Origin of the sequence: Clostridium thailandense (assembly GCF_019207025.1) — a bacterium.
GTDB classification, from domain to species: domain Bacteria; phylum Bacillota; class Clostridia; order Clostridiales; family Clostridiaceae; genus Clostridium_AM; species Clostridium_AM thailandense.
In genome coordinates, this window is sequence record NZ_JAEEGC010000023.1 from 19,520 (window position 1) to 40,133 (window position 20,614).

At 30.3% G+C, this 20,614-nt stretch carries 21 protein-coding genes; 2 read left to right on the forward strand and 19 right to left on the reverse strand.

Translation table 11 applies throughout. The annotated features are described in order from the left end of the window. Positions 1 to 36: 36 nt before the first annotated feature. From I6U48_RS05400 to I6U48_RS05425, 6 genes are all read right to left on the reverse strand, one after another. Entirely contained in the window at positions 37 to 699 is a 663-nt protein-coding gene (locus I6U48_RS05400; RefSeq protein WP_218319427.1) for a ZIP family metal transporter, read from the reverse strand. Between the two features lie 153 nt (positions 700 to 852). Next, positions 853 to 1,476 carry a hypothetical protein gene (locus tag I6U48_RS05405; RefSeq protein WP_218319386.1) on the reverse strand — a complete coding sequence of 208 codons (624 nt, stop codon included), beginning with the start codon at positions 1,474 to 1,476 and terminating at the stop codon, positions 853 to 855. A gap of 29 nt (positions 1,477 to 1,505) precedes the next feature. Next, complete coding sequence (prfA, locus tag I6U48_RS05410; protein WP_218319387.1) at positions 1,506 to 2,582, reverse strand: peptide chain release factor 1; 1,077 nt, start codon at positions 2,580 to 2,582, stop codon at positions 1,506 to 1,508. Positions 2,583 to 2,644: 62 nt separating this feature from the next. Then, entirely contained in the window at positions 2,645 to 3,505 is an 861-nt protein-coding gene (gene prmC / locus I6U48_RS05415; protein WP_218319428.1) for a peptide chain release factor N(5)-glutamine methyltransferase, read from the reverse strand. A 30-nt stretch (positions 3,506 to 3,535) separates the two neighbouring features. Continuing rightward, the gene (locus I6U48_RS05420) at positions 3,536 to 4,477 is read right to left on the reverse strand and encodes a DUF1385 domain-containing protein (protein ID WP_218319388.1); all 942 of its coding nucleotides are present in this window, start codon (positions 4,475 to 4,477) and stop codon (positions 3,536 to 3,538) included. Beyond that, complete coding sequence (locus I6U48_RS05425) at positions 4,477 to 5,100, reverse strand: thymidine kinase (protein ID WP_218319389.1); 624 nt, start codon at positions 5,098 to 5,100, stop codon at positions 4,477 to 4,479. Before I6U48_RS05425 ends, I6U48_RS05420 begins: the two co-directional genes overlap by 1 nt. A 180-nt stretch (positions 5,101 to 5,280) precedes the next feature. On the opposite strand from I6U48_RS05425, the gene rpmE reads away from it, so the two are divergent. After that, the gene (rpmE, locus tag I6U48_RS05430; protein ID WP_218319390.1) at positions 5,281 to 5,490 is read left to right on the forward strand and encodes a 50S ribosomal protein L31; all 210 of its coding nucleotides are present in this window, start codon (positions 5,281 to 5,283) and stop codon (positions 5,488 to 5,490) included. Positions 5,491 to 5,569: 79 nt separating this feature from the next. On the opposite strand, the gene rho is transcribed toward rpmE, so the two are convergent. The 7 genes from rho to ypeB all read right to left on the reverse strand — a co-directional run bounded on the left by rho (position 5,570) and on the right by ypeB (position 13,302). Beyond that, positions 5,570 to 7,075, reverse strand: coding sequence for a transcription termination factor Rho (rho, locus tag I6U48_RS05435; RefSeq protein WP_218319391.1), 1,506 nt, complete (start codon positions 7,073 to 7,075; stop codon positions 5,570 to 5,572). Between the two features lie 370 nt (positions 7,076 to 7,445). Further along, positions 7,446 to 7,787, reverse strand: a complete 342-nt coding sequence (locus I6U48_RS05440) for a hypothetical protein (RefSeq protein ID WP_218319392.1) — start codon at positions 7,785 to 7,787, stop codon at positions 7,446 to 7,448. Positions 7,788 to 7,950: 163 nt separating this feature from the next. Continuing rightward, the gene (gene pyrG, locus I6U48_RS05445; RefSeq protein WP_218319393.1) at positions 7,951 to 9,564 is read right to left on the reverse strand and encodes a CTP synthase; all 1,614 of its coding nucleotides are present in this window, start codon (positions 9,562 to 9,564) and stop codon (positions 7,951 to 7,953) included. Positions 9,565 to 9,769: 205 nt separating this feature from the next. After that, positions 9,770 to 10,078 (reverse strand): ribose-5-phosphate isomerase, encoded by a 309-nt coding sequence (locus I6U48_RS05450; protein WP_218319394.1) that lies wholly within the window; start codon positions 10,076 to 10,078, stop codon positions 9,770 to 9,772. Positions 10,079 to 10,280: 202 nt separating this feature from the next. Beyond that, positions 10,281 to 10,691 carry a YwiB family protein gene (locus I6U48_RS05455; protein ID WP_218319395.1) on the reverse strand — a complete coding sequence of 137 codons (411 nt, stop codon included), beginning with the start codon at positions 10,689 to 10,691 and terminating at the stop codon, positions 10,281 to 10,283. Between the two features lie 44 nt (positions 10,692 to 10,735). After that, a complete protein-coding gene (locus I6U48_RS05460) occupies positions 10,736 to 11,716 on the reverse strand; it encodes a tRNA 4-thiouridine(8) synthase ThiI (RefSeq protein ID WP_218319396.1) in 981 nt (326 codons plus the stop codon). Positions 11,717 to 11,925: 209 nt separating this feature from the next. Then, positions 11,926 to 13,302 (reverse strand): germination protein YpeB, encoded by a 1,377-nt coding sequence (gene ypeB, locus I6U48_RS05465; RefSeq protein WP_218319397.1) that lies wholly within the window; start codon positions 13,300 to 13,302, stop codon positions 11,926 to 11,928. A gap of 292 nt (positions 13,303 to 13,594) precedes the next feature. On the opposite strand from ypeB, the gene I6U48_RS05470 reads away from it, so the two are divergent. Beyond that, on the forward strand, positions 13,595 to 14,836 hold the full coding sequence (locus I6U48_RS05470; RefSeq protein ID WP_218319398.1) for an MGDG synthase family glycosyltransferase: 1,242 nt from the start codon (positions 13,595 to 13,597) through the stop codon (positions 14,834 to 14,836). Between the two features lie 49 nt (positions 14,837 to 14,885). Here I6U48_RS05470 and spoIIR read toward each other — a convergent pair whose 3' ends face one another. The 6 genes from spoIIR to ispE all read right to left on the reverse strand — a co-directional run bounded on the left by spoIIR (position 14,886) and on the right by ispE (position 20,575). After that, on the reverse strand, positions 14,886 to 15,542 hold the full coding sequence (gene spoIIR / locus I6U48_RS05475; protein WP_218319399.1) for a stage II sporulation protein R: 657 nt from the start codon (positions 15,540 to 15,542) through the stop codon (positions 14,886 to 14,888). Between the two features lie 80 nt (positions 15,543 to 15,622). Then, positions 15,623 to 16,798, reverse strand: a complete 1,176-nt coding sequence (locus I6U48_RS05480; protein ID WP_218319400.1) for a Ger(x)C family spore germination protein — start codon at positions 16,796 to 16,798, stop codon at positions 15,623 to 15,625. Continuing rightward, on the reverse strand, positions 16,795 to 17,898 hold the full coding sequence (locus I6U48_RS05485) for a GerAB/ArcD/ProY family transporter (protein ID WP_218319401.1): 1,104 nt from the start codon (positions 17,896 to 17,898) through the stop codon (positions 16,795 to 16,797). The genes I6U48_RS05480 and I6U48_RS05485 overlap by 4 nt, the downstream gene beginning before the upstream one ends. 16 nt (positions 17,899 to 17,914) lie before the next feature. Then, on the reverse strand, positions 17,915 to 19,375 hold the full coding sequence (locus tag I6U48_RS05490) for a spore germination protein (protein WP_218319402.1): 1,461 nt from the start codon (positions 19,373 to 19,375) through the stop codon (positions 17,915 to 17,917). Positions 19,376 to 19,410: 35 nt separating this feature from the next. Further along, a complete protein-coding gene (locus tag I6U48_RS05495; RefSeq protein WP_218319403.1) occupies positions 19,411 to 19,602 on the reverse strand; it encodes a CLC_0170 family protein in 192 nt (63 codons plus the stop codon). A gap of 130 nt (positions 19,603 to 19,732) precedes the next feature. Beyond that, positions 19,733 to 20,575 (reverse strand): 4-(cytidine 5'-diphospho)-2-C-methyl-D-erythritol kinase, encoded by an 843-nt coding sequence (ispE, locus tag I6U48_RS05500; RefSeq protein ID WP_218319404.1) that lies wholly within the window; start codon positions 20,573 to 20,575, stop codon positions 19,733 to 19,735. Positions 20,576 to 20,614 lie beyond the last annotated feature (39 nt).

Consider the following 20,614-nt stretch of genomic DNA (forward strand, 5'->3'; position numbering starts at 1 on the left):
GATTAATTTTAAATTTTCAGCAGTCTAAATATAAATCTATAATATTTTCACCATAATAAGTCCTACCATAATGCCACTTAATACTCCAACGGTACTTGTCACGCCATCCCAAAGCTTGGAAGACTCTGGTATCATTTCACCGCAAACCACATATAACATTATACCTGATGCAAAGGACAAACAAGCACCAAGAACATTTACTGATATACCTGCTATGTACGCTCCGATAAACGTGCCAATGGCGGTAGGAAATGCCGTTACAAAAGTATAAAACAAAATCTTTGCCACTTTCACTCTAGAAGCTATAAGTGGTGCTGCCACTGCAATTCCTTCTGGTATATCATGTATTGCTATTATTATACTCATTTTTATCCCTAGGGCTCCCCCTGCAGCAAATCCGCAACCCATTATTATTCCTTCTGGAAAATTGTGAATCATTAAACCTAACGCTGTCATAAAAGCTACTTTCATGTGCTTGTCCATGTTATTTATAGCCATTTTGTTATCTACCACAGAAACAACTATAACACCTAAAACACAAAAAATTATAGTACCTATAAAACTCCATTTTTCAAGGGCCTCTGGAATTAAATCAAATACCACTACTGACAGCATAAGACCTCCCGCAAATCCTATTATCACTCCCAGCAGCTTATTTGAAGGCTTTCTTATTATTACTCCCAAAAAAGCCCCAGTCATTGTGCCTATTAAAGATACTATACTTCCTATTAGTACAATATAAATTATGCTTTCACTCAAAACATCACCTTTATTTTAATTACTTCTATATCATATGTATTTATCTAAAAACATATATATTCCAAAAGTTTAAAAACCAACTTCAAAAATTCTTTATATCTTTCTATCTGTATAGTATTGAGAGTTTTCTCGATAAAACTTTATCTTTTCAATACATTCTTCCGTAAAGCAAGCATGAGTACAACTTTTATAAATAACGTCTAAAAGAGGGTACTTCCTGAGTCCACCTCTCTTTATTACTGTGAAGTAAAATTGCTCCTCTGGCATTAAAATTTTAAGTCTATTATAGTGGTGCGCCACGTATGGGTGATTTTTAAGAAATTTTAAGTTTACTTCAATCATTCTCTCACTTCTAAATTTTGATGTTGAAAGTAAAATTATTTTAAATTCATTTTTGTCTCCTTCCCTAGATACAATATCTTCTGTGTGAACTAGCGTAATTTTTTCACAGTTTATAATTATTGGTTTCTTATTTATTCCTAAAAATATTTTTAATCTAAACCAATCGTTTTTAAATTTTAAAGCTTCTTTATCAGCTCTTATAAAAATAGCTATAAATATGAGCATTTCAATTATTATTAAATAAATTATATAAAATACATCAAAAGCTTTAGAAAGAAATAATGCAAGTGGCAAAATAAAAAAAATAAAGCACATAGATAGCAGAAATCTTTTATAAGATTTTTTTTGCTTTCTAATAGCTTTATCTATATTCATCGCTTACCCTCTTTTCTTGAATTAAACAATTAGTCGTTACTTCCGATAGCTTTCATTTTCTCCGCTTGTTCAGCAGTTATTAAAGCATCAAGAACTTCGTCTATATCTCCATCAAGATATGCATCTAATTTGTATAAAGTTAATCCTATTCTATGGTCTGTAACCCTTCCTTGAGGATAGTTATATGTTCTTATTCTTTCACTTCTGTCTCCTGTTCCTACTTGACTCTTTCTGTCTTCTGCTATGCTTGCTGCTCGCTCCGCTTCTGCTTTTTCAAACAATCTTGATTTAAGAACTTTCATAGCTTTTTCTTTATTTTTAAGCTGTGATTTCTCATCCTGACAAGATACTACTATTCCAGTTGGAAGGTGAGTTATTCTTACTGCTGAATCCGTAGTATTAACACACTGTCCACCATGTCCTGATGCTCTAAATACATCTATTCTTACATCATTTGGATTAACATCAATCTCTACATCATCAACTTCTGGAAGCACAGCAACAGTAGCAGTTGATGTATGAATTCTTCCACTCGATTCAGTATCTGGAACCCTTTGAACTCTATGAGCTCCACTTTCATACTTTAATCTACTGTAAGCTCCAGTACCTTTAATCATAAACACAATTTCTTTGAATCCGCCTATATCTGTTGCATTTATACTTATCGTTTCAATTTTCCAACCCTTTCGTTCAGCATATCTCGTATACATTCTTGTTAAGTTCGCTGCAAATAAAGCTGCTTCTTCTCCACCAGCACCTGCTCTTATTTCAACAAATACATCCTTATCATCATTAGGATCTTTAGGTAAAAGTAAAATCTTTAATTCTTGATGTTTTTCCTCTATAAGAACTGTGAGATCTTTTATTTCCTCTTGTGCCATTTCCCTTAAGTCTTTATCACTTTCCTCTTGCAACATTTCTTTTGCAGATTCCAAATCCTCTTGAGCTTTTTTATATTCTCTATATTTCATAACAACAATCTCTAAATCTGCGTGTTCTTTACACAATTTACGCCATTCTTTTTGATCCGCCATAACTGTTGGATCACTTATTTTTATAGACAATTCTTCGTACTTATTTTCTATAAAGTTAAGTCTTTCTAACATACTTTTTATCACTCCGTATAAATATTTTCACAATAAATAATTATATCACAATTTCATCATTACTAGCAACCAATTTCGATTTTTCCTTTTATAACTCTATCTTTTTCAGCTAAATCTTTTATACATTCAATTTTTGAAAACCCATATTCTTTTAATATATTGCTGACATCTTCCATCTGATCGTACCCTATTTCAAATAATAATACTCCACCTTTATTAAGAACCTTTAAACTTTGGCAAGTTATCTTTCTATAAAAATCTAAACCATCATCCCCTCCGCATAAGGCTTCATAGGGCTCAAAGTTCTTTACATCCTCCATTAACGTCCCTATAACCTCTTTTCTTATATAAGGAGGATTAGAAACTACAACATCAAATTTATCTTGATTTTTAATAAATTTATCTAACAAATCACTTTTTATCACTTCTACTTTTTCACTTAAATTTAACCTTTTTATATTCTCTTTAGTTACCTCGCAAGCAATATCTGAAATATCAGAACTCTTTATATTTACATTATCCATTAATTTAGCTATAGTGAGCCCTATTATTCCACTTCCACAGCATACATCACAAACATGTATAAAATTGTTTTTCTTTATTTCTTCTATCGCGCACTCCACTAAAGTTTCTGTGTCTGGCCTAGGGATTAAAACTCCTTCCTTTACATAAAAAGATAATCCCATAAATTCACATTCTCCAAGCATATATTTTATAGGCATTTTATTCTTTCTTAATGATATAAGTCTGTAAAACTCATCTATTTCGCTATTATTCAATTCATATTCTCTATTGAGTAATAAAAAAAGCCTATCTTTTTTTATTACTTTCCCAAGTAAAAGGTCACAATCTAGTGCATAGCTTTCTATTCCTTTTGACTTCAAAATTTCATATCCATACTTTAAAAGCTCTCCAACCTTCAAGCTATGTCTCTCCATAAAAACTACTCCATTCTAAATTAATGTATTCTTATCAATATCCTTAGTTTCTTCTATCCCCTCTGCATATTTAAGTGCCATTATTGCTACTTCAATCTGTTCATAGCTTGGTTCTCTAGTAGTTATCTTTTGAAGCATTAATCCTGGATAAGAAGTGATTTTTGAAATGACACTATTACTTTTCCCCATCCATTTTATAAGTTCATATGTCATTCCTGAAACTACAGGCAAAAGCAGCACCCTGTACAGTATTCTCTGCCATAAAGAGCTCCAACCAGTTAAAGAAAATAATATTATACTTACTATCATAACCAAAAACAAAAAATTTGTACCGCATCTAGGATGAAGTCTTTCAAACTTTTGTGCATTCTCTGGAGTAAGCTCTACTTCATGTTCATAGCAAAATATAGTTTTATGCTCTGCTCCATGATACTGAAATACTCTATTAATATCATCCATTTTTCCTATCATTAAAATGTACAATAGGAATATTGCTACTCTAATAACTCCTTCAACTATATTTAAACCTATAGAATTGTGAATTCCCACTTTTTTAAATATATTAGCAGCAAACGTAGGAAATATAAAAAATAAAACTGTAGATATTCCCAATGCTATAATAATAGCAATTGCCGTTAAAATATTTTCACTCTTATCCTTAAATACTTTTTCAAGGTATTTATCAAATTTCGAAGGTTCATCATTTTCATCTTCAAAAAAAGATGCCGAATAATTTAATGTATTTATTCCTATTATTAATGATTCTATTAAAGACACAAATCCTCTAATAATAGGTAAGCCCATAAATTTATTTCTCTTTGTATAAGGAATACATTCCTTCCTATCTACAACAATTTCACCATCAGCTTTTCTAACTGCTGTAGCTACACCCTTTTCTCCTCTCATCATTACACCTTCAATTACAGCTTGCCCTCCTACTGAAGTATTTCTAGCCATTATTTCACCTCCTTTTGAATTTTATTTTTTCTTAGCTTATATGACTCTCTAAATTCAAAATAACATTTCGGACAAAGAGACTCATACTCAATATTATCTTCTTTGTCTATAGCTATCTGTTTTCCTTCAAATATGAACTCCCCGTTAACCTTTCTGCCATTTAAAAGAGCCTTTTTACCACATTTGCATATGGTCTTCAATTCCTCCAAGCTATGAGCAATTAATAATAATCTTCTACTCCCCTCAAATCCATTCATTTGAAAATCAGTACGAAGTCCATAGCAAATTGTCGGTATATCCATTATAACCGCTATTTTAAATAATTGGTCTATTTGCTCTTCCTTAAAAAATTGAACTTCGTCTGCTAATATGCAGTCTATTTGTCCATTTTCCTCTATCCACTTTTGTGTTTCTTCATAAACATTTTGATTTGGACCTATAAGCATATCTACTCCCCGTGATACTCCTAACCTGGAGATCACCTTATTTCCACCTTTAGTATCTGTTCTCGGTTTTATGATAATTATCTTCATTCCCCTCTCTTCATAGTTGTGTGCTACCTGCAACAAATTTGTTGATTTTCCACAGTTCATAGCTCCATATCTAAAATATAGTTTACTCATTTTATTACCTCACCACTTAAATTAAAAAATTAATCAAACAAATATATTTTATCAAACCTAATATATATATTAAAGACTTGTTTTTTTATTAACAGTTTATTGACTTTGACTTATTCACTATGTTATAATACAGTAGTTAAAAAATCAGATATATCCTTAAATTGAAAAGGGGTGAAAATTATGAAACAAGGCATACATCCAGAATACTATCATGATGCGGTAGTTAAGTGTGCATGTGGAAACACTTTTACAACTGGTTCAACTGAAAAAGAATTAAAAGTGGAAATATGCTCTAAATGCCATCCATTCTTCACTGGAAAACAGAAGATTGTTGATGTTGGTGGAAGAGTTGATAAATTCATGAAGAAATTCAATTTAAAATCAGAATAATATAGAGTTTAACATCAGATTTCTTTGATTTTAATTCTTATAATAAAACCTGTCCTTTGATATCAAAGGACAGGTTTTGTTATTTATCTCCAGATTTGCTAATTCCACTTTTTATAATGAAATTAACAAATTCATTGTTATTTTTAGTTTTTGATAATAAGCTTATAAGTTGCTCAGTAATGCCTTGAGTATTATTTTCATCGTATAATACTCTTCTTATATTAAATGCAGCTTCCTTTTCAGTTTGAGTGTCAAATAGCAAATCATCTCTTCTTGTACCAGATTTATAAATATCTATAGCTGGGAATATTCTTCTTTCTTGAAGTCTTCTATCAAGATGAACCTCCATGTTTCCAGTACCCTTAAACTCTTCGAATATCATATCGTCCATCCTGCTTCCAGTTTCTACAAGTGCTGTAGCAAGTATAGTAAGGCTTCCACCTTCTTCTATGTTCCTTGCAGCACCAAAGAATTTTTTAGGCATTATTAGAGCTCCTGGATCAAGTCCACCTGAAAGAGTTCTTCCTGTTGGTGTAATCGTTAAGTTATACGCTCTAGAAAGTCTTGTTATACTATCTAAAAGAATCACTACATCTTGGCCTTGTTCTACCATCCTTTTAGCTCTCTCTAATACCATATATGCTACTTTAGTGTGATGTTCAGGTTCCTCATCAAAGGTTGAGTATATTACCTCTCCTTTAATTGACCTTTGCATATCTGTAACTTCTTCTGGTCTTTCATCTATTAAAACAACTATAAGTTTTGTTTCTGGGTGATTTTGAGATATACTTTGAGCGATTTTCTTTAGAAGAGTAGTTTTACCTGCTTTAGGAGGTGCTACTATAATCCCTCTTTGTCCTTTTCCTATAGGGGATGTAATATCCATAAGTCTTGTAGATAAATCATTTTGTGTAGTTTCAAGTTTCAATCTATCTTCTGGATATATAGGCGTAAGCTTTTCAAATGGCTTTCTGCCTACTGCTCTTTCTGGGTTTTCTCCATTTACTCTTTCTACATAAAGAAGTGCTTTAAATTTTTCACCTTCTTTTGGTGTTCTAACTTTACCACGTACCTCATCCCCAGTCTTTAAGTTAAACCTTCTTATTTGAGATGGTGATACATATATATCTTCTGGACCTGTTAAATAGTTTTTACCTCTTAAAAAGCCGTAGTTATTACTCTCTATTATTTCAAGAACTCCTATAGCCGTATCTGATTCATTTATCATTTCCTTAAGTTTTTCTCTTTTTTCCTCTTCTGATACCTTTTCTTCTTCCTTTGATTCTTCTACTTTAGATTCTTCTACTTTAGGTTCCTCTACCTTTGGTACCTTTTGAACACTTCGTACATCAGCTTTTATCTTTTCAGCATTTTCTTCTTCCCTTTCATTATGTACAGATTCACTCTTAGGACTTATTTTTTCCCTGAGTATAACTCCATCTTTTTTAATAGAAGCTGGAGAAACCTTCTTTATTTCTTCAATTAGCTGAGTCTTTTTATATTTAGATATGCCCTTTACTCCTAATTTTTTGGCTATATCTCTTAACTCAGTAACAGTCAAGTTATCCATATCTTTGTTAATCAAAAAATAACACCTCACATATTTAATTTTTAAAATTATATCTAACCTCTTGGGAATAATCAAAAGATTTTTTCCATTTACTATCCGTAACAATACCAATATTAATTGAATATAACTAACAGATCATGTAATTTAAAATGAAATTATCAAACTTCTAATATCAAAACTCTATCCGAAGTAAGAAATTCTTATTTGAAAGGCTACACTGTAAAATAAATTATAACCCTTTTTCATATTTTAATCCACATTTTTATATATTTTTTTCATTTAAGCAATTTTTATTAGAGCATTACTTCTATTTTACCAAGTGGAGCTTATTTTTATTAATTAATTTCATAATAAAAGGATAAAAGAAACCTTTTATCCTTAAAGATTACAACATAGCACATATTTTTTTGTTCATATTATTATGCATGCTAACTATTTGATTTACTCTTTCATACCTGCCTATATAAAATAGTGGTAATCCTAATGCTTCACATCCTCCAACTGATAGTTCTTTTCTTATAAGCTCATTTATGCTGTATTTATAATAATGAGACTTTCCACAAAGAGGACATTTAATTTTAAAGCAAATTATCTTATTATAAACTTCCACACCCAAGGAGGAGAAGTTCTTATTGATTTCGTTTATTTTAAATATAGAAAACTTCTGCAGTACATAACATCCATTAAAATCCTTTAAAGCAATGCTAATATCAGTATTAAACACCATACTATTCACCCCTCCTATAGAATTATGATTTTGTATATTTATATTTCTATAAATATTATTAAAATCCTTCCTATTTTTTTATTTATTTTGTTACAAAATCATTTTTTTTCGACAAAATAAATTGGCATACACAAATCATAAAGACTTATATATGCCAAAATAATTAAAAATCTAACTGAGTATTGTCTAAAGATGCTTTTATAAAATCTCTGAATAATGAATGTGGTCTGTTTGGTCTTGACTTTAGTTCCGGATGAAATTGAACGGCTACAAACCAAGGATGATCCTTCAACTCAACAATTTCTACTAATCTTGTATCTGGACTAGTTCCTGATAAAACAAGACCTGCTTCAGTTAGCGCTTTTCTATATTCATTATTAAATTCATATCTATGTCTATGTCTTTCGTATATAACCTCTTCACCATAAGCTGCAAATGCATTTGTTTCTTTCGCTAATTTGCATGGATATAGTCCTAATCTCATAGTACCACCTTTTTCATCCACATCCTTCTGATCAGGCATTAAGTCAATTACTGGATACTTTGTATCTGAAGCTATTTCTGAACTATGAGCATCAACATATCCTAATACATTTCTCGCAAATTCTATCACTGCACATTGCATTCCTAAACATATTCCTAAGAACGGAACTCTATTCTCTCTTGCCCATCTTATAGATTCTATTTTACCTTCTATACCTCTATCCCCAAAACCACCTGGAACCAATATACCATCAACATCCTTTAAATGTTCTGATACATTTTCTTCAGTTATATCCATTGAGTTTATCCACTTTATGTTAACATTCGCATCATTTGCATAACCACCATGACTTAAAGCCTCTACAACTGATATATATGCATCATGTAATTCAACATATTTTCCGACAAGTCCAATTGTAACATTGCGGGATAAATTTTTTATTCTATTTACCATATTAACCCATTCGGTATTATCAATCTCTTTGCAAGGTAAGTTTAACTTTTCGCATATTAGAGTATCTAAACCTTCATTATGCAACATTAATGGAACTTCATATAAGTTTTCCGCATCTAAATTTTGAATAACAGAATTTCCATCCACATTACAAAACAAACCTATTTTTTCTTTTAAATCATCTGAAATCGCCATTTCTGAACGACACACTATTACATCTGGTTGGATTCCTATCCCTCTTAGTTCTTTTACTGAATGCTGTGTAGGTTTAGTTTTAAGTTCTCCTGACTTACCTAAGTATGGAACAAGAGTTACATGTATAAAACATACATTTTCTCTACCTACTTCATATTTTATTTGTCTTATAGATTCTAAAAATGGTAAAGATTCTATATCTCCAATTGTTCCACCTATTTCGGTAATAACTACATCTACATCTCTCTCTTTTGCTACTCTGTAAACTCTTGATTTAATTTCATTAGTAATATGAGGAATTACCTGTACTGTTCCACCTAAATAATCCCCTTTTCTTTCTTTTGTTATAACTGACCAATATACTTTTCCTGTAGTGACATTACTGTTTTTACTCAAGTTCTCATCTATAAATCTTTCATAGTGTCCTAAATCCAAATCAGTCTCAGCACCATCATCCGTTACAAAAACTTCACCGTGTTGGTACGGACTCATAGTGCCTGGATCTATATTTATGTATGGGTCAAATTTTTGAATTGAAACTTTTAAACCTCTATTTTTTAGTAATCTTCCTAAAGAAGCTGCTGTTATTCCTTTACCTAATGAGGATACAACTCCTCCTGTTACAAATATATATTTTGTACTCATAAAATTCCTGCTATAATAAGCAGATTTCACCCCCGTTTTTATATAATAATGTAAAATATAATTGACTACATATTGACAAATTAACGCATTAGTTATATAATAAAAATTACCCTATAGGTTAAAATGGCATTTTTGTGTTTCAAAACATATTTAATATATTAGCATACTTCTTTATATTATGCTACTGTTTTTTGCGAAAAAAAATCTACTTTACTTTTTCTATAATATTTTCTGCTTCGAAGTACATATCCCTTATCTTCTTATTAAGCAATAATTTCTCTTCTGCCTTTTTGAAGTTCATTCCTATATTGTTTTTATTCACGGAAGGGAAATCTTTATCTATAGCTCCAATATCATAGCAATTATACTTTCTGATAAGCAGAAAAAATAAGTATCTACATTCTTGGTCTTTTAAAATTTTAAACAATTCTTTCCTACTCAATCCCTTATACCTGCATAATAATTCAATTATTTTTTCATAACTTTCTTCTTTATTTATAAAATATTTATTCACAATAAACACTTCCTTTTATCCACAATGTTAATAACTTAAACAACAACTTCTTCTTAAAATTCTAAACAATAAATAACTAAAATATACACTTTAAGATTAAATTTAATAAATGTTGTTTATGTAAAAACGCAGTGATACAATTTATTATTAAGGTGTATGTTTTTATATATTATATCCGAACAAACACCTTAATAATTTTTTATCACTGCGTTTTTATATTTATTTCTAACAAAGTATTTTGAGGAGTCTGCCCTCCTACAGTTAAAGCATAATTTATTTGTATATCTCCTCCATCATCATTAACATTTATGTTTAATTCTTTAGTTTCTATTTTTAATTCTAAGGTTCCATATTGAGTATTATACATAGATACGCTTTCTGATTGCTTATTAAATTCCATCTTAGCACTCGTACTTCCCATCCTGACAAGAACAAATTTATCCTCATATATTTTTAGCGTTGTTGTAGTACCTTCCATTCCCGATATCGCCGTTTCTTTATATACTGCATAGTAACATCCATCTTTTTCATAAAAGTCTCCTGGAGTTACCACTTCTATAATATCATCCTCTTTCTGCTTACTGGATACAGAAATAATAGCTTTTTTCTTCATATTACATCCCTCCTTTTATTCAGCATCTATCTATGACACTTTAATTATATAAGAAATTTTCCTATTTCCTCTTCTGTTGCAGCTTCGACTTCTATGAATTTATTCATTGGCCTCTTAAAATAACCATACTTAATTTTTACTTTCTTTTCGTCTTTTCCCTTACAATATCTAGCTGTAACTTTAGCCGCAAATTCTATATCCTCTTCTATAGGTTTTCCAATTATTATAATCATTGAGCCTGTGAAACTTTCTGATAAAAATATCATATCATTATTCATGAGATACTTCTTAATTTCATTTGCTTCATCGCCAGTTCTTGTTGATATAATTTTCGCATTTTCTGAAACTCTAAAGTGTCTCCCAAATTTTAATAATTCCAAATCCCTTGTTTCTGGTATATCTTTATATTTCAAAAGTTCCTTTAATCTTTTAGCATAATTAGGCTCTGTAAGCTTACACCCACCTGCTGGTGAGGGATAATCTTTAATATTCCATTTCTCCGCTAGCTCCATTTGTACTTTTCTACTTCTACCAGATATATCTAAAAGATTTTCTCTATCTACTAATCCCTCTAGTTCCATCTTAGTTGGAATAAGATTTTTAGCACATAAAGGTCTTAAAATTTTATCACTAAATCCAGATTCTTTTTTAACTATATCTAAAGATATCTTGTTTTGAGACATAGGTCTTTGGTTTAATACCTCTCCAGTAATTATAAAATCTGCTTGATACTTCTCTAAAAGCCGTCCAGAATAATTCAACATCATAGTATGACAATCAATACATGGATTTATATTTTTTCCATAACCATGTTTCGGATTCTTTACCAAATTAAAATGTTCCTCTGAAAAATCAACTACCTCTAATGGAATATCAATTTGTTTTGCCATCCTTATAGCATTATCCGGTCCAAAAAAGTAAGACTTAAAGCATATCCCTATTACTTCTATACCTTGATCTTTAATTAGTTTTGCCGCTAGTGTGCTATCTAATCCTCCAGAAATCATCGCAAGTGCTCTTGTCATTATATTATCACCTTTCTCAAATCAAAAATTAATCTCGGGCTCTCAATTTATACTAAATAAAAGCCCTGTATAAAAACTTCTAAATACTAGTTTAGTTAATTTTTATTACTTTATCAATAATTTTTCGTATAGTTATTTAACTTTATATATAAAAGTTAAAATAAAAACTTTCGCCATAAAAAGCGAAAGTTTTAGACATATAGCATCAATTACATAGTAAGTTGCCCATTAGGTGTATTTATAATCTGCAATATTCTTTGCTCATAATTAGTTTGAGCATTTACATATACCTTATAGTTGTCACCCTTATAATTCCCTGAAAATTCATAGCACAATACTTCCTTATTAGTTTCTGTAGGTATAACTGCAAGTCTGACACTTGTAATATTGAGTTTTTTCCCAACTTTTTGTTTTGCTTGTTCAGCCGTAAATTTCGTGGAAGGTATAGATCTGTTTTCCTGATGTGATACAAGGTATTTCTCTGATTCAATCCCTACTATATTCCCATCATCTAATGCAATTTTTAATTTTATCTGATCAGGATAAATTATAATATTTTGATTCATATATACATAATTAATTACAGCTACATTTCCATAGTTAAGTGTATATGTAGGTACCATATTACTGTATCCTATATTTTTCAAATAATTAGATCCAATATTTGTTGCTTTTCCAACATCAATACTCGCTTTTCCAATAGATTTACCATCCAATAGGTATAGAACTTTTCCACCTTTCTTAGTTATCTCACATACGACTTTTTCATCCTTACTAGCTCTTCCTCTTATTGATACTGAAAACCTATAAACATCCATTCTTCGACCAGACCCTTCCACTGTCAAAGACTGTAAAGATTCTACTTTATCTTTTCCAATTAAAGTTCTAACAACATCCTCTGCCTGATTTTGAGTAATCTCTTTTTGTGAGTTAATTCTAGGAGTTATTTGCACTGAGTTATCAGAAAAAGGTCCATCGTAAATGAGAGATGGATATTGTGTTACTTGTTTTTGTATTGCGCCAAACTTGTCACCTAGCATTTCTTCTTTATTTCCACTAGCAAATACACCTGTAATTTTTTTTCTTATTTCGCCCCATCTTACTCTTCCTTCATTTATGTCACTAGATACTTTTTTAAGTTGCTGTTCTAGACTAAAAGACTGATTTTTTAAATTATCTACAGTAGCATAGTCTGCATCACTTAATTGTCTTCCCTCAGAGGACGCTTTCTCTAAAGTATAACAAAAATCTCCTACCTGAGATAAGAATTTACTAGTATCACCTATAACTTCTTGTGACACAGGGAGAGAGTGTATCTTATCATTTGCCATAGCTGCATATCTGAATATTTCAGAGAATACTGCCATCTCTTGTTCTCTTGATCCTACTATACTCGACTTACCTAAATTAACCCTTATATTTTGTACTGAATCTATTAATTCGTACATACTTTTACTGTACTGTGCCTGCAAATAGTTTCGGTAATCAGTCCTTTCAAGTGTCATTAGAATTGCAAATGTACTTGAAAAGACCACTATTAAAGTTACTATAGTAGTATATATTATTCTTTTTTTAATTACCTTCATCAAAACTCCTCCAATCCTATATGATACAACTGCTATCTGTTCTAAATTTACTGCAGTATATAAAAACTTATTATAGTCTATTGTCTGTATCTTATATGATTGTTATTCATTTTGTATAAGTTTGCTTAAAAAACTAATAATAATTTGCAAAATTTTTTAATATATGAGTATACTATTAATGGATAGCCAAAGAACAAAATATAAATTTTTTCTTAATTGTTTGTTAAACTGATTTATTATTGCTCATACATCCTATATAATGTTATTACATACTTAACCGGAAGGTGATTAAATGAAAGTATTAATTCTTTCAGTTTCTGCTGGTGGTGGTCATGGTCATGCCGCAGGAGCCATACGAGATTACATAAATTTAAACAATCCAGATTCAGATATAAAGATAGTTGATACATTAAAATATATAAATCCAATAATAGATAAAGTAGTAATCGGAAGTTATTTAAAAACTATAAAAAGAACTCCCTCACTTTATGGCAAGCTTTATACTTATTCTGAAGGAGATTATAGATTGGCAACCACGATAAGCTCAAAATTTATTGAAATTATGGCATACAAACTATTACCTCTGTTTGAAGAATTTAGTCCTGATATTTTAGTATCCACTCACCCCTTCTCAACTGAAATGGTATCTGTAATGAAACATAAATATACCGTGAATTTTCCTGCCATTTCAGTTATTACAGATTACTATCCTCATGGCTCTTGGCTTCATGCTAACATAGATGCACATATTGTTTCTAATTGTGCCATGGTTGAAGATATGGTTTCAAAAGGTATCTGTAAAGAGACTATATACAATTTAGGTATACCTGTTAAGCCATCTTTTATGGAAAAATTCGACAGAAGTGTCACATTAAAAGAATTAAATCTTAATGAACATAAATTTACCATTCTTATAATGGGCGGCAGTCTGGGACTCGGAAAAATCACAGATGTATATGAGAAACTGTGTAATATAAAACAAGACATACAAATAATCGTAATAACAGGTAGTAATCAAAAGCTTTATCATGAACTTACAAAACTCAAGGAATATTCACCTAAAGAAACACACATTATAGGATTTACTAATACAGTTAATAAGTATATGCAAGCTTGTGACTTGCTTTTGACTAAACCTGGCGGCCTTACTATAACTGAAGCCTTAATATGCCAGATTCCATTGGGTCTTTTTTCTCCTATACCTGGTCAAGAAGAAAAAAATGCACAATTTCTTTTAAAAAATAATTTAGCAATTAATCTATCTGACATAGATAAATGCATTGAAGTAATTGAAGAATTACTGAACTGCCCTGAAAAACTGAAATTAATGAGAATAAATTGTGAGAACTTCTCTAAGCCTAATGCAGGAAATGATATATATAAACTTATAAAAATGCTTATGGAAAATAATAGAATAAATAACGATATAGAAACTTCTGAAAAGATTTTTCAAAAAGATAGTACTAGTAAAACATTTTTTAAATCTGTAGAGAGATACTTTATGAAAACAGCGAGCAAATTGTTTTGTTTGTAAACCCAAATAAGAATCAGCATAAGTTTAAATTCTTATCTGATTCTTACTTCTATTTAACCTGACTTTTCTTATTTCCTAACATTTCTAACATTTCTAATATTTTAAATTTCACTTTTATATCACTATTTCTTGACTTATCTAATTGGTTATTAACCATTTTATATTCTTCTGGTGATAAAACAGATTTCATTTCAGTCTCTGTTTCCTTATATGAAACCTCTCCCTTTGTTATATCGACAAAACATAGTGGTGGAAACATTACACACCACCAATTTTGTCCTTTTCCATCACCTATGATTATTCTATACGCTTCATATCTTCCTGGAGGTAATGTGATATTACCATAGGTTTTTATAGGAAAGTTTTCATTAGATAGTGTAGTTTTAACTGAATAATTAAATCCATTATCATTTATAACCTTGTTTGCTATGTCTATTATTTCTTTATCATTTTCCCTAATGATTTTTCTTGATTCTTCTATATTTTTTGAATTTTTTAACTTTGGTTGGATATATTCTATTACTTTATCTCTTATTTTTAACTTTAAGGCTTGGTCACTTTTTGAATCACTATTAGCAATTACGTGAAATCTTATAATCTTAGATGCTATATCTTCTTGAAGCGATTCACTTTTGCCTTGAATCTTATTTGTACCTAAAGCGAATATAGCTAAAATGCATAAAACAATTATTGTAATTTTCTTCATTATAAATTTCCCCCCAACAACTTTTTAAATGATATTTATATTATTGACAAGCATTTTAGTTATATTCACTCTTTAAAAATTTATTTAACTACACCTATTCTTCTAATATTACTATTAATACCAACATTTATGGTTGCGCTGCTATAAACATCAGACCACTTATCCTTTATTTGTTTCCACAATAAAGGATGATATTTTTCAACATATTCTCTCAAACCTATAGGATCCACTCCAAGTTCCCTTTGAGTTACTTTAACTACTGCTTCACATTCCTGCTTAACAGAATTGTTAAAATTATTCTGCAGCGCTTGAAGTACATCTTTAGAAAAAATCTCTCCCCCTACATAATAGTCCTTTAGTTCACCCTCAATATCTAGAAAAATGTCAAATGTAAGTTTCCCATCTTGGTTACTTACAGATATTTTTCTATCAATCCCGTCAATCACAATATCTATTGGATGCCCATTTTTATATATTACCTTTCTTCCACCTTTTAATTTTCCTCTCAACATCTCTAAATTAGATGTTTCTATAGTAGATAAATCCCCTTTATATTTATAGTCTTTAATTATACCAATTCCTGATATCTTCAGCTCGTTTTTATCCTTCTCTATAGTCATACGTGGAAGTAGTGCGTTTCCATTTTCACTTAATAAAACTAAAAATTCATTTAACGTTACTGGTAATATTGAATTTTTATTACTATTTTCTATAAGTCCATTTATATAACTTTCAATGTTTTTTTCCATTGTTGGTTTATATTTTATATATTCTTCTGCTTTTCCATCAGACATGATAACATACATATTCCTATTTAACGAAGGTTCTCTTTGTAAATAGTCTACAACTTCTCTTAAAATTTCAGGGTATGTAGTTAACTCTTTACCGAGTACTAATAACCTACTGTGACTAAATCTTATGTCTCTGCTACTTTTTAAGGATGCTTTTTCAACTGCATCCTGCATTGAATAGCCATCGGTAGTTATGTACATATCCTTTGCGGTTCCTCCTTTGCCAGGTCCCAATTGACTTATATCTGGTGCTCCAAAGGTTACTCTCAGCTTTTTTAGATCCATCCCAGTGAATGCATCATTCGCACTAAAATTCTTCAATTCCTTTTCTTTCCCAACCTGTTCTCCTGCATCAATACTTATAATAGATATCAGACTTCTTCTATCTAGTTCTACCTTATCCCAGCACCCAGTCAATAAAATACATATTATTGACAAGGATAAAATTTTCCTGAACTTTATCATTTGATTCCACGCTCCTTTACTTCTTTTTTAGAAGGTTTTCTTAAAAAAAGTATTAAAGGAAGTAGAACTGAACTAAAGGTTGCTAAATAAGGCAATATACTATTACTTATATCGTAAAGTTCAGCTATATTCTCTGGATATAAAGCTATAGCATATATAAATGGCACTATTAGCGCCGATGACAACTTTATATCATGTAAATTAAGCATATCCTTAAGTATATCTGATGATAGATAATATGAATTTACGAATGTAGTAAAGTAAAACACTACCCATAAGGCCATTATTATACCTTCCCACCTCTCTATAAAAGCCCCAGGTATATTTATAGATTTAATCATAGTAATTGTCGGCCATAGCAATATTTTTGTTTGTTCTTTAGCAAAAACAGCTAAACAAAAAATTATTATAATTACATAAAAAAGCGCTACAAATATAATGCTTTTTAAGGCTACTTTAGCTATGGACTTTTTATTTTTCATAAAAGGAAGCACCAAATAAATTATTTCTATCCCTCCAAAACTATAGATAGTTGACCTTAATGCTTTTACGTATTCATCTGGTGCACTATTAAATATAGGAAATATATTAGTGAAATCCGTTCTGTTTAAAGTGAGTAAAAGCACAAAAGTAATAGGAAGAAACATCACCCAAAAAGCGATTTCGTTAAATTTTATTAAACTTCCTACCTCTCCCCTAACAAGATACAGCCCTGTGAGTATTGTAATTATAATTAAAAATTCCGTAGGAGTTCTTTGTAATAGATACATCTTTATTACCTCTATAAAAACTCTCATACCTATAGACACTGCAAATATATTGTATATTATAAATATTAAAGCTAATATAGAGCCTATTATTTTCCCAAAATTCAATTCTAAAATATTAAAGAACTTGCTATATTTATTATTCTCAACTACACTTAACGCAATATAAATTAAAAAATAACTTATAATGCCGCTAATTAATGCTATAATCCAGCCATCAGTATTTACATTCGTTGCTAAATCTCTTGGTAAAGAAAAAACACCTACCCCTATAACAGTTACTACAATAGTCGCAAATAAACCATAAGGTGTAATGAATTCTTTGTTATTCATAAAAGATATACCACCTCTATTTCTGTCTTACTTTATCTCCTGTATTCATAAACTCAGGTCTTTTTTTATAAAATCTAATTGGAAATCTGATAAATAAATCTTTAAAATCACTAATCTCTGGATTAACTAATGGGGATAAATATGGAACATTAAAACTTTTTAATCTAACTAAATGTATTAGTGTTATTATTAACCCCAACATAATACCATAAAGTCCTATAATAGAAGCCATTATTATTAATATAAACCTTAGTATTCTAAAAGCTGATGCCATTTCATAGTTAGGAGTAGTAAAACTTGTTATTGCTGTTACTGAAACTATTATTATCATTATAGGGCTTACAATTCCAGCACTTACCGCAGCTTGCCCTATGATAAGACCTCCTACTATTCCTATTGTCGACCCAATAGCCTTAGGCAGCCTAGCTGTGGATTCAATTAGAAATGCCAAACTGACCTCCATAATCAACGCCTCTACAAAAGCCGGAAATGGTACACCCTCTCTAGATGATGCTATAAAATATGCTAATTTTGTAGGAATTATAGCTGGGTGAAAAGAAGTAACAGCAACATAAAGAGCTGGAAGCATTAATGATGCAAAGATAGAAAAAAATCTTATAATTCTTATAGTAGAACCATATATCCACCTCTGATAATAATCATCTGGTGATTGAAACATAGCCGCCATTGTAGTTGGCACTATAAGGGCAAATGGTGAGTTATCTACAAGTATAGCAATTCTCCCTTCATATAATGCTGATGCCACAACATCCGGTCTCTCTGTGCTCTGTACTTGAGGAAATACGGATACTTTGTTGTCTTCTATAAATTGTTCTACATATCCACTATCTAAAATAGCATCTATATCTATTTTTTCTAATCTCTGAAGCAGTTCTTTTAAAGCTTCTTTATTTACAATATCTTCAATGTACATTATTGCTACATCGCTTTTTGACCTTGCACCCAAAGTTTTAGACTGGACTTTGAGTCTTGAATCTTTTATTCTTCGTCTAACCAAAGCAGTATTAAATCTTATTGTTTCTGTGAAACCATCTCTCCCTCCTCTAATTACAGTTTCTCCTGATGGTTCTGAAACACCTCTAGCAGGCCATAAGCGAGTAGCTATAACATAGCACACCTCTAGTCCATCAATAAGCATAATTGTATCTCCAGAGAGCATAGAGTTTATGCCTTTGCTAAGCTTTTCTTCTTCTCTCATGTCTGATACAGTTAATATTTTGTCTTTTATTTTCTCAACCTCATCTATTTCCGCCCCTATAACCATCAAAGTTTCAAGTACATAGTTATCTAATAAATTTTTGTCTGCCATTCCATCTACATATACTAATGCAGCTTTAAGTTTACCTATATAAAACTCTCTGAATACTATGTCTGTGCTGTCCTTTAATAAATCTTTTATATAAGATAGATTTTCTTCAGCTTTTAAAGATATTTCATCTCTTAGTTCTTCTTTCAAATGCTATCACTTCCTTAATTATTATGTTGGTTATTTTAGGAACTATACATAGTAACTAGGTATAATACAACTGCAATTATTATAATTCCTATGCCCATAGATTTTGATTTTCTAGATGTATCTTTCATATTCCAACTCGAGAATCCTTTTGAGTCTATAATCAATATTAACCCCTGTATAATCATAAGTATTAAAAAATACTTATCAAACAACTCTAATATTCTCATAATGCTCACTCCTAATTTTCAGCTAACTTAAATTATTTTTAGCTTATAAAAAGATATTTATTCATGTTCATCAAGTAAAAAAGTGGAACTAAGCTTTTAATGCTTTAGTTCCACTTTTATATTTAATTTCTTAAATTGTTCTTGTTATAAAAACTTCCTTATATTTCTTTTTAATTCTATCATAACATGATTGAGCCTTTAGCATATCCTCAAAAAAAGCAAATATAGTTGGACCACTTCCACTCATCAGAGCACCCATTGCTCCCATACTAATAAGTTCATTTTTTATATTTTTTAGAACAGTGTGTTTTCTAAGAGTGACATTTTCCAAAACATTTTTCATGTTTTTACTTACCCTAAACAAATTATGCTCTTCAATATTCTTAATTAAAGTGTCAGTATCTGGATGTTTATTTATTTTACTTATATCTAAACTTTTATACACTTCTTTAGTAGATACACCAAAAGAAGGCTTAACTACTATTAAAATCTGATTTTTAAAATTTGTTAGTTTAGTTACCTTCTCTCCTATTCCTTCGCATAAAGCTGTCCCCCCTACTATGCAATATGGAACATCAGCTCCTATTTTTAATCCTAGATTCATAAGTTCCCTATCCTCTATATCTATCTCATATAAGCTTCTCATAGCTTTTAATACAGCTGCTGCATCTGTGCTTCCACCAGCAAGTCCTGCTGCCACAGGTATATTTTTCTTTAAATATATATCAACTCCACCCTTTATGTTATAGGTGTTTATAAAAATATCTGCAGCCCTATACACCAGATTTCTATCATCTATTGGTATATATGGCTTATTGCAAGATATATTTATACCGGCATCTAATCTTTTTATATTTATATGATCATATAAATCTATCGTCTGCATTATCATTTTTAAAAGATGATAGCCATCTTCCCTTTTTCCTATAACATCTAAAGATATATTAATTTTTGCGTAAGCTTTTATTAACATTTCACCCTCCACAAATGCATTTTATGTTATTAAATAGTA

Excerpts from the sequence above, each read along its gene's own strand:
- I6U48_RS05400 (WP_218319427.1), bottom strand. The coding sequence starts at position 699 with ATGACTGGGGCTTTTTTGGGAGTAATAATAAGAAAGCCTTCAAATAAG.
- I6U48_RS05405 (WP_218319386.1), bottom strand. The coding sequence starts at position 1,476 with ATGAATATAGATAAAGCTATTAGAAAGCAAAAAAAATCTTATAAAAGA.
- prfA (WP_218319387.1), bottom strand. The coding sequence starts at position 2,582 with ATGTTAGAAAGACTTAACTTTATAGAAAATAAGTACGAAGAATTGTCT.
- I6U48_RS05420 (WP_218319388.1), bottom strand. The coding sequence starts at position 4,477 with ATGGCTAGAAATACTTCAGTAGGAGGGCAAGCTGTAATTGAAGGTGTA.
- I6U48_RS05425 (WP_218319389.1), bottom strand. The coding sequence starts at position 5,100 with ATGAGTAAACTATATTTTAGATATGGAGCTATGAACTGTGGAAAATCA.
- rpmE (WP_218319390.1), top strand. The coding sequence starts at position 5,281 with ATGAAACAAGGCATACATCCAGAATACTATCATGATGCGGTAGTTAAG.
- I6U48_RS05440 (WP_218319392.1), bottom strand. The coding sequence starts at position 7,787 with ATGGTGTTTAATACTGATATTAGCATTGCTTTAAAGGATTTTAATGGA.
- pyrG (WP_218319393.1), bottom strand. The coding sequence starts at position 9,564 with ATGAGTACAAAATATATATTTGTAACAGGAGGAGTTGTATCCTCATTA.
- I6U48_RS05455 (WP_218319395.1), bottom strand. The coding sequence starts at position 10,691 with ATGAAGAAAAAAGCTATTATTTCTGTATCCAGTAAGCAGAAAGAGGAT.
- I6U48_RS05460 (WP_218319396.1), bottom strand. The coding sequence starts at position 11,716 with ATGACAAGAGCACTTGCGATGATTTCTGGAGGATTAGATAGCACACTA.
- ypeB (WP_218319397.1), bottom strand. The coding sequence starts at position 13,302 with ATGAAGGTAATTAAAAAAAGAATAATATATACTACTATAGTAACTTTA.
- I6U48_RS05470 (WP_218319398.1), top strand. The coding sequence starts at position 13,595 with ATGAAAGTATTAATTCTTTCAGTTTCTGCTGGTGGTGGTCATGGTCAT.
- spoIIR (WP_218319399.1), bottom strand. The coding sequence starts at position 15,542 with ATGAAGAAAATTACAATAATTGTTTTATGCATTTTAGCTATATTCGCT.
- I6U48_RS05480 (WP_218319400.1), bottom strand. The coding sequence starts at position 16,798 with ATGATAAAGTTCAGGAAAATTTTATCCTTGTCAATAATATGTATTTTA.
- I6U48_RS05485 (WP_218319401.1), bottom strand. The coding sequence starts at position 17,898 with ATGAATAACAAAGAATTCATTACACCTTATGGTTTATTTGCGACTATT.
- I6U48_RS05495 (WP_218319403.1), bottom strand. The coding sequence starts at position 19,602 with ATGAGAATATTAGAGTTGTTTGATAAGTATTTTTTAATACTTATGATT.
- ispE (WP_218319404.1), bottom strand. The coding sequence starts at position 20,575 with ATGTTAATAAAAGCTTACGCAAAAATTAATATATCTTTAGATGTTATA.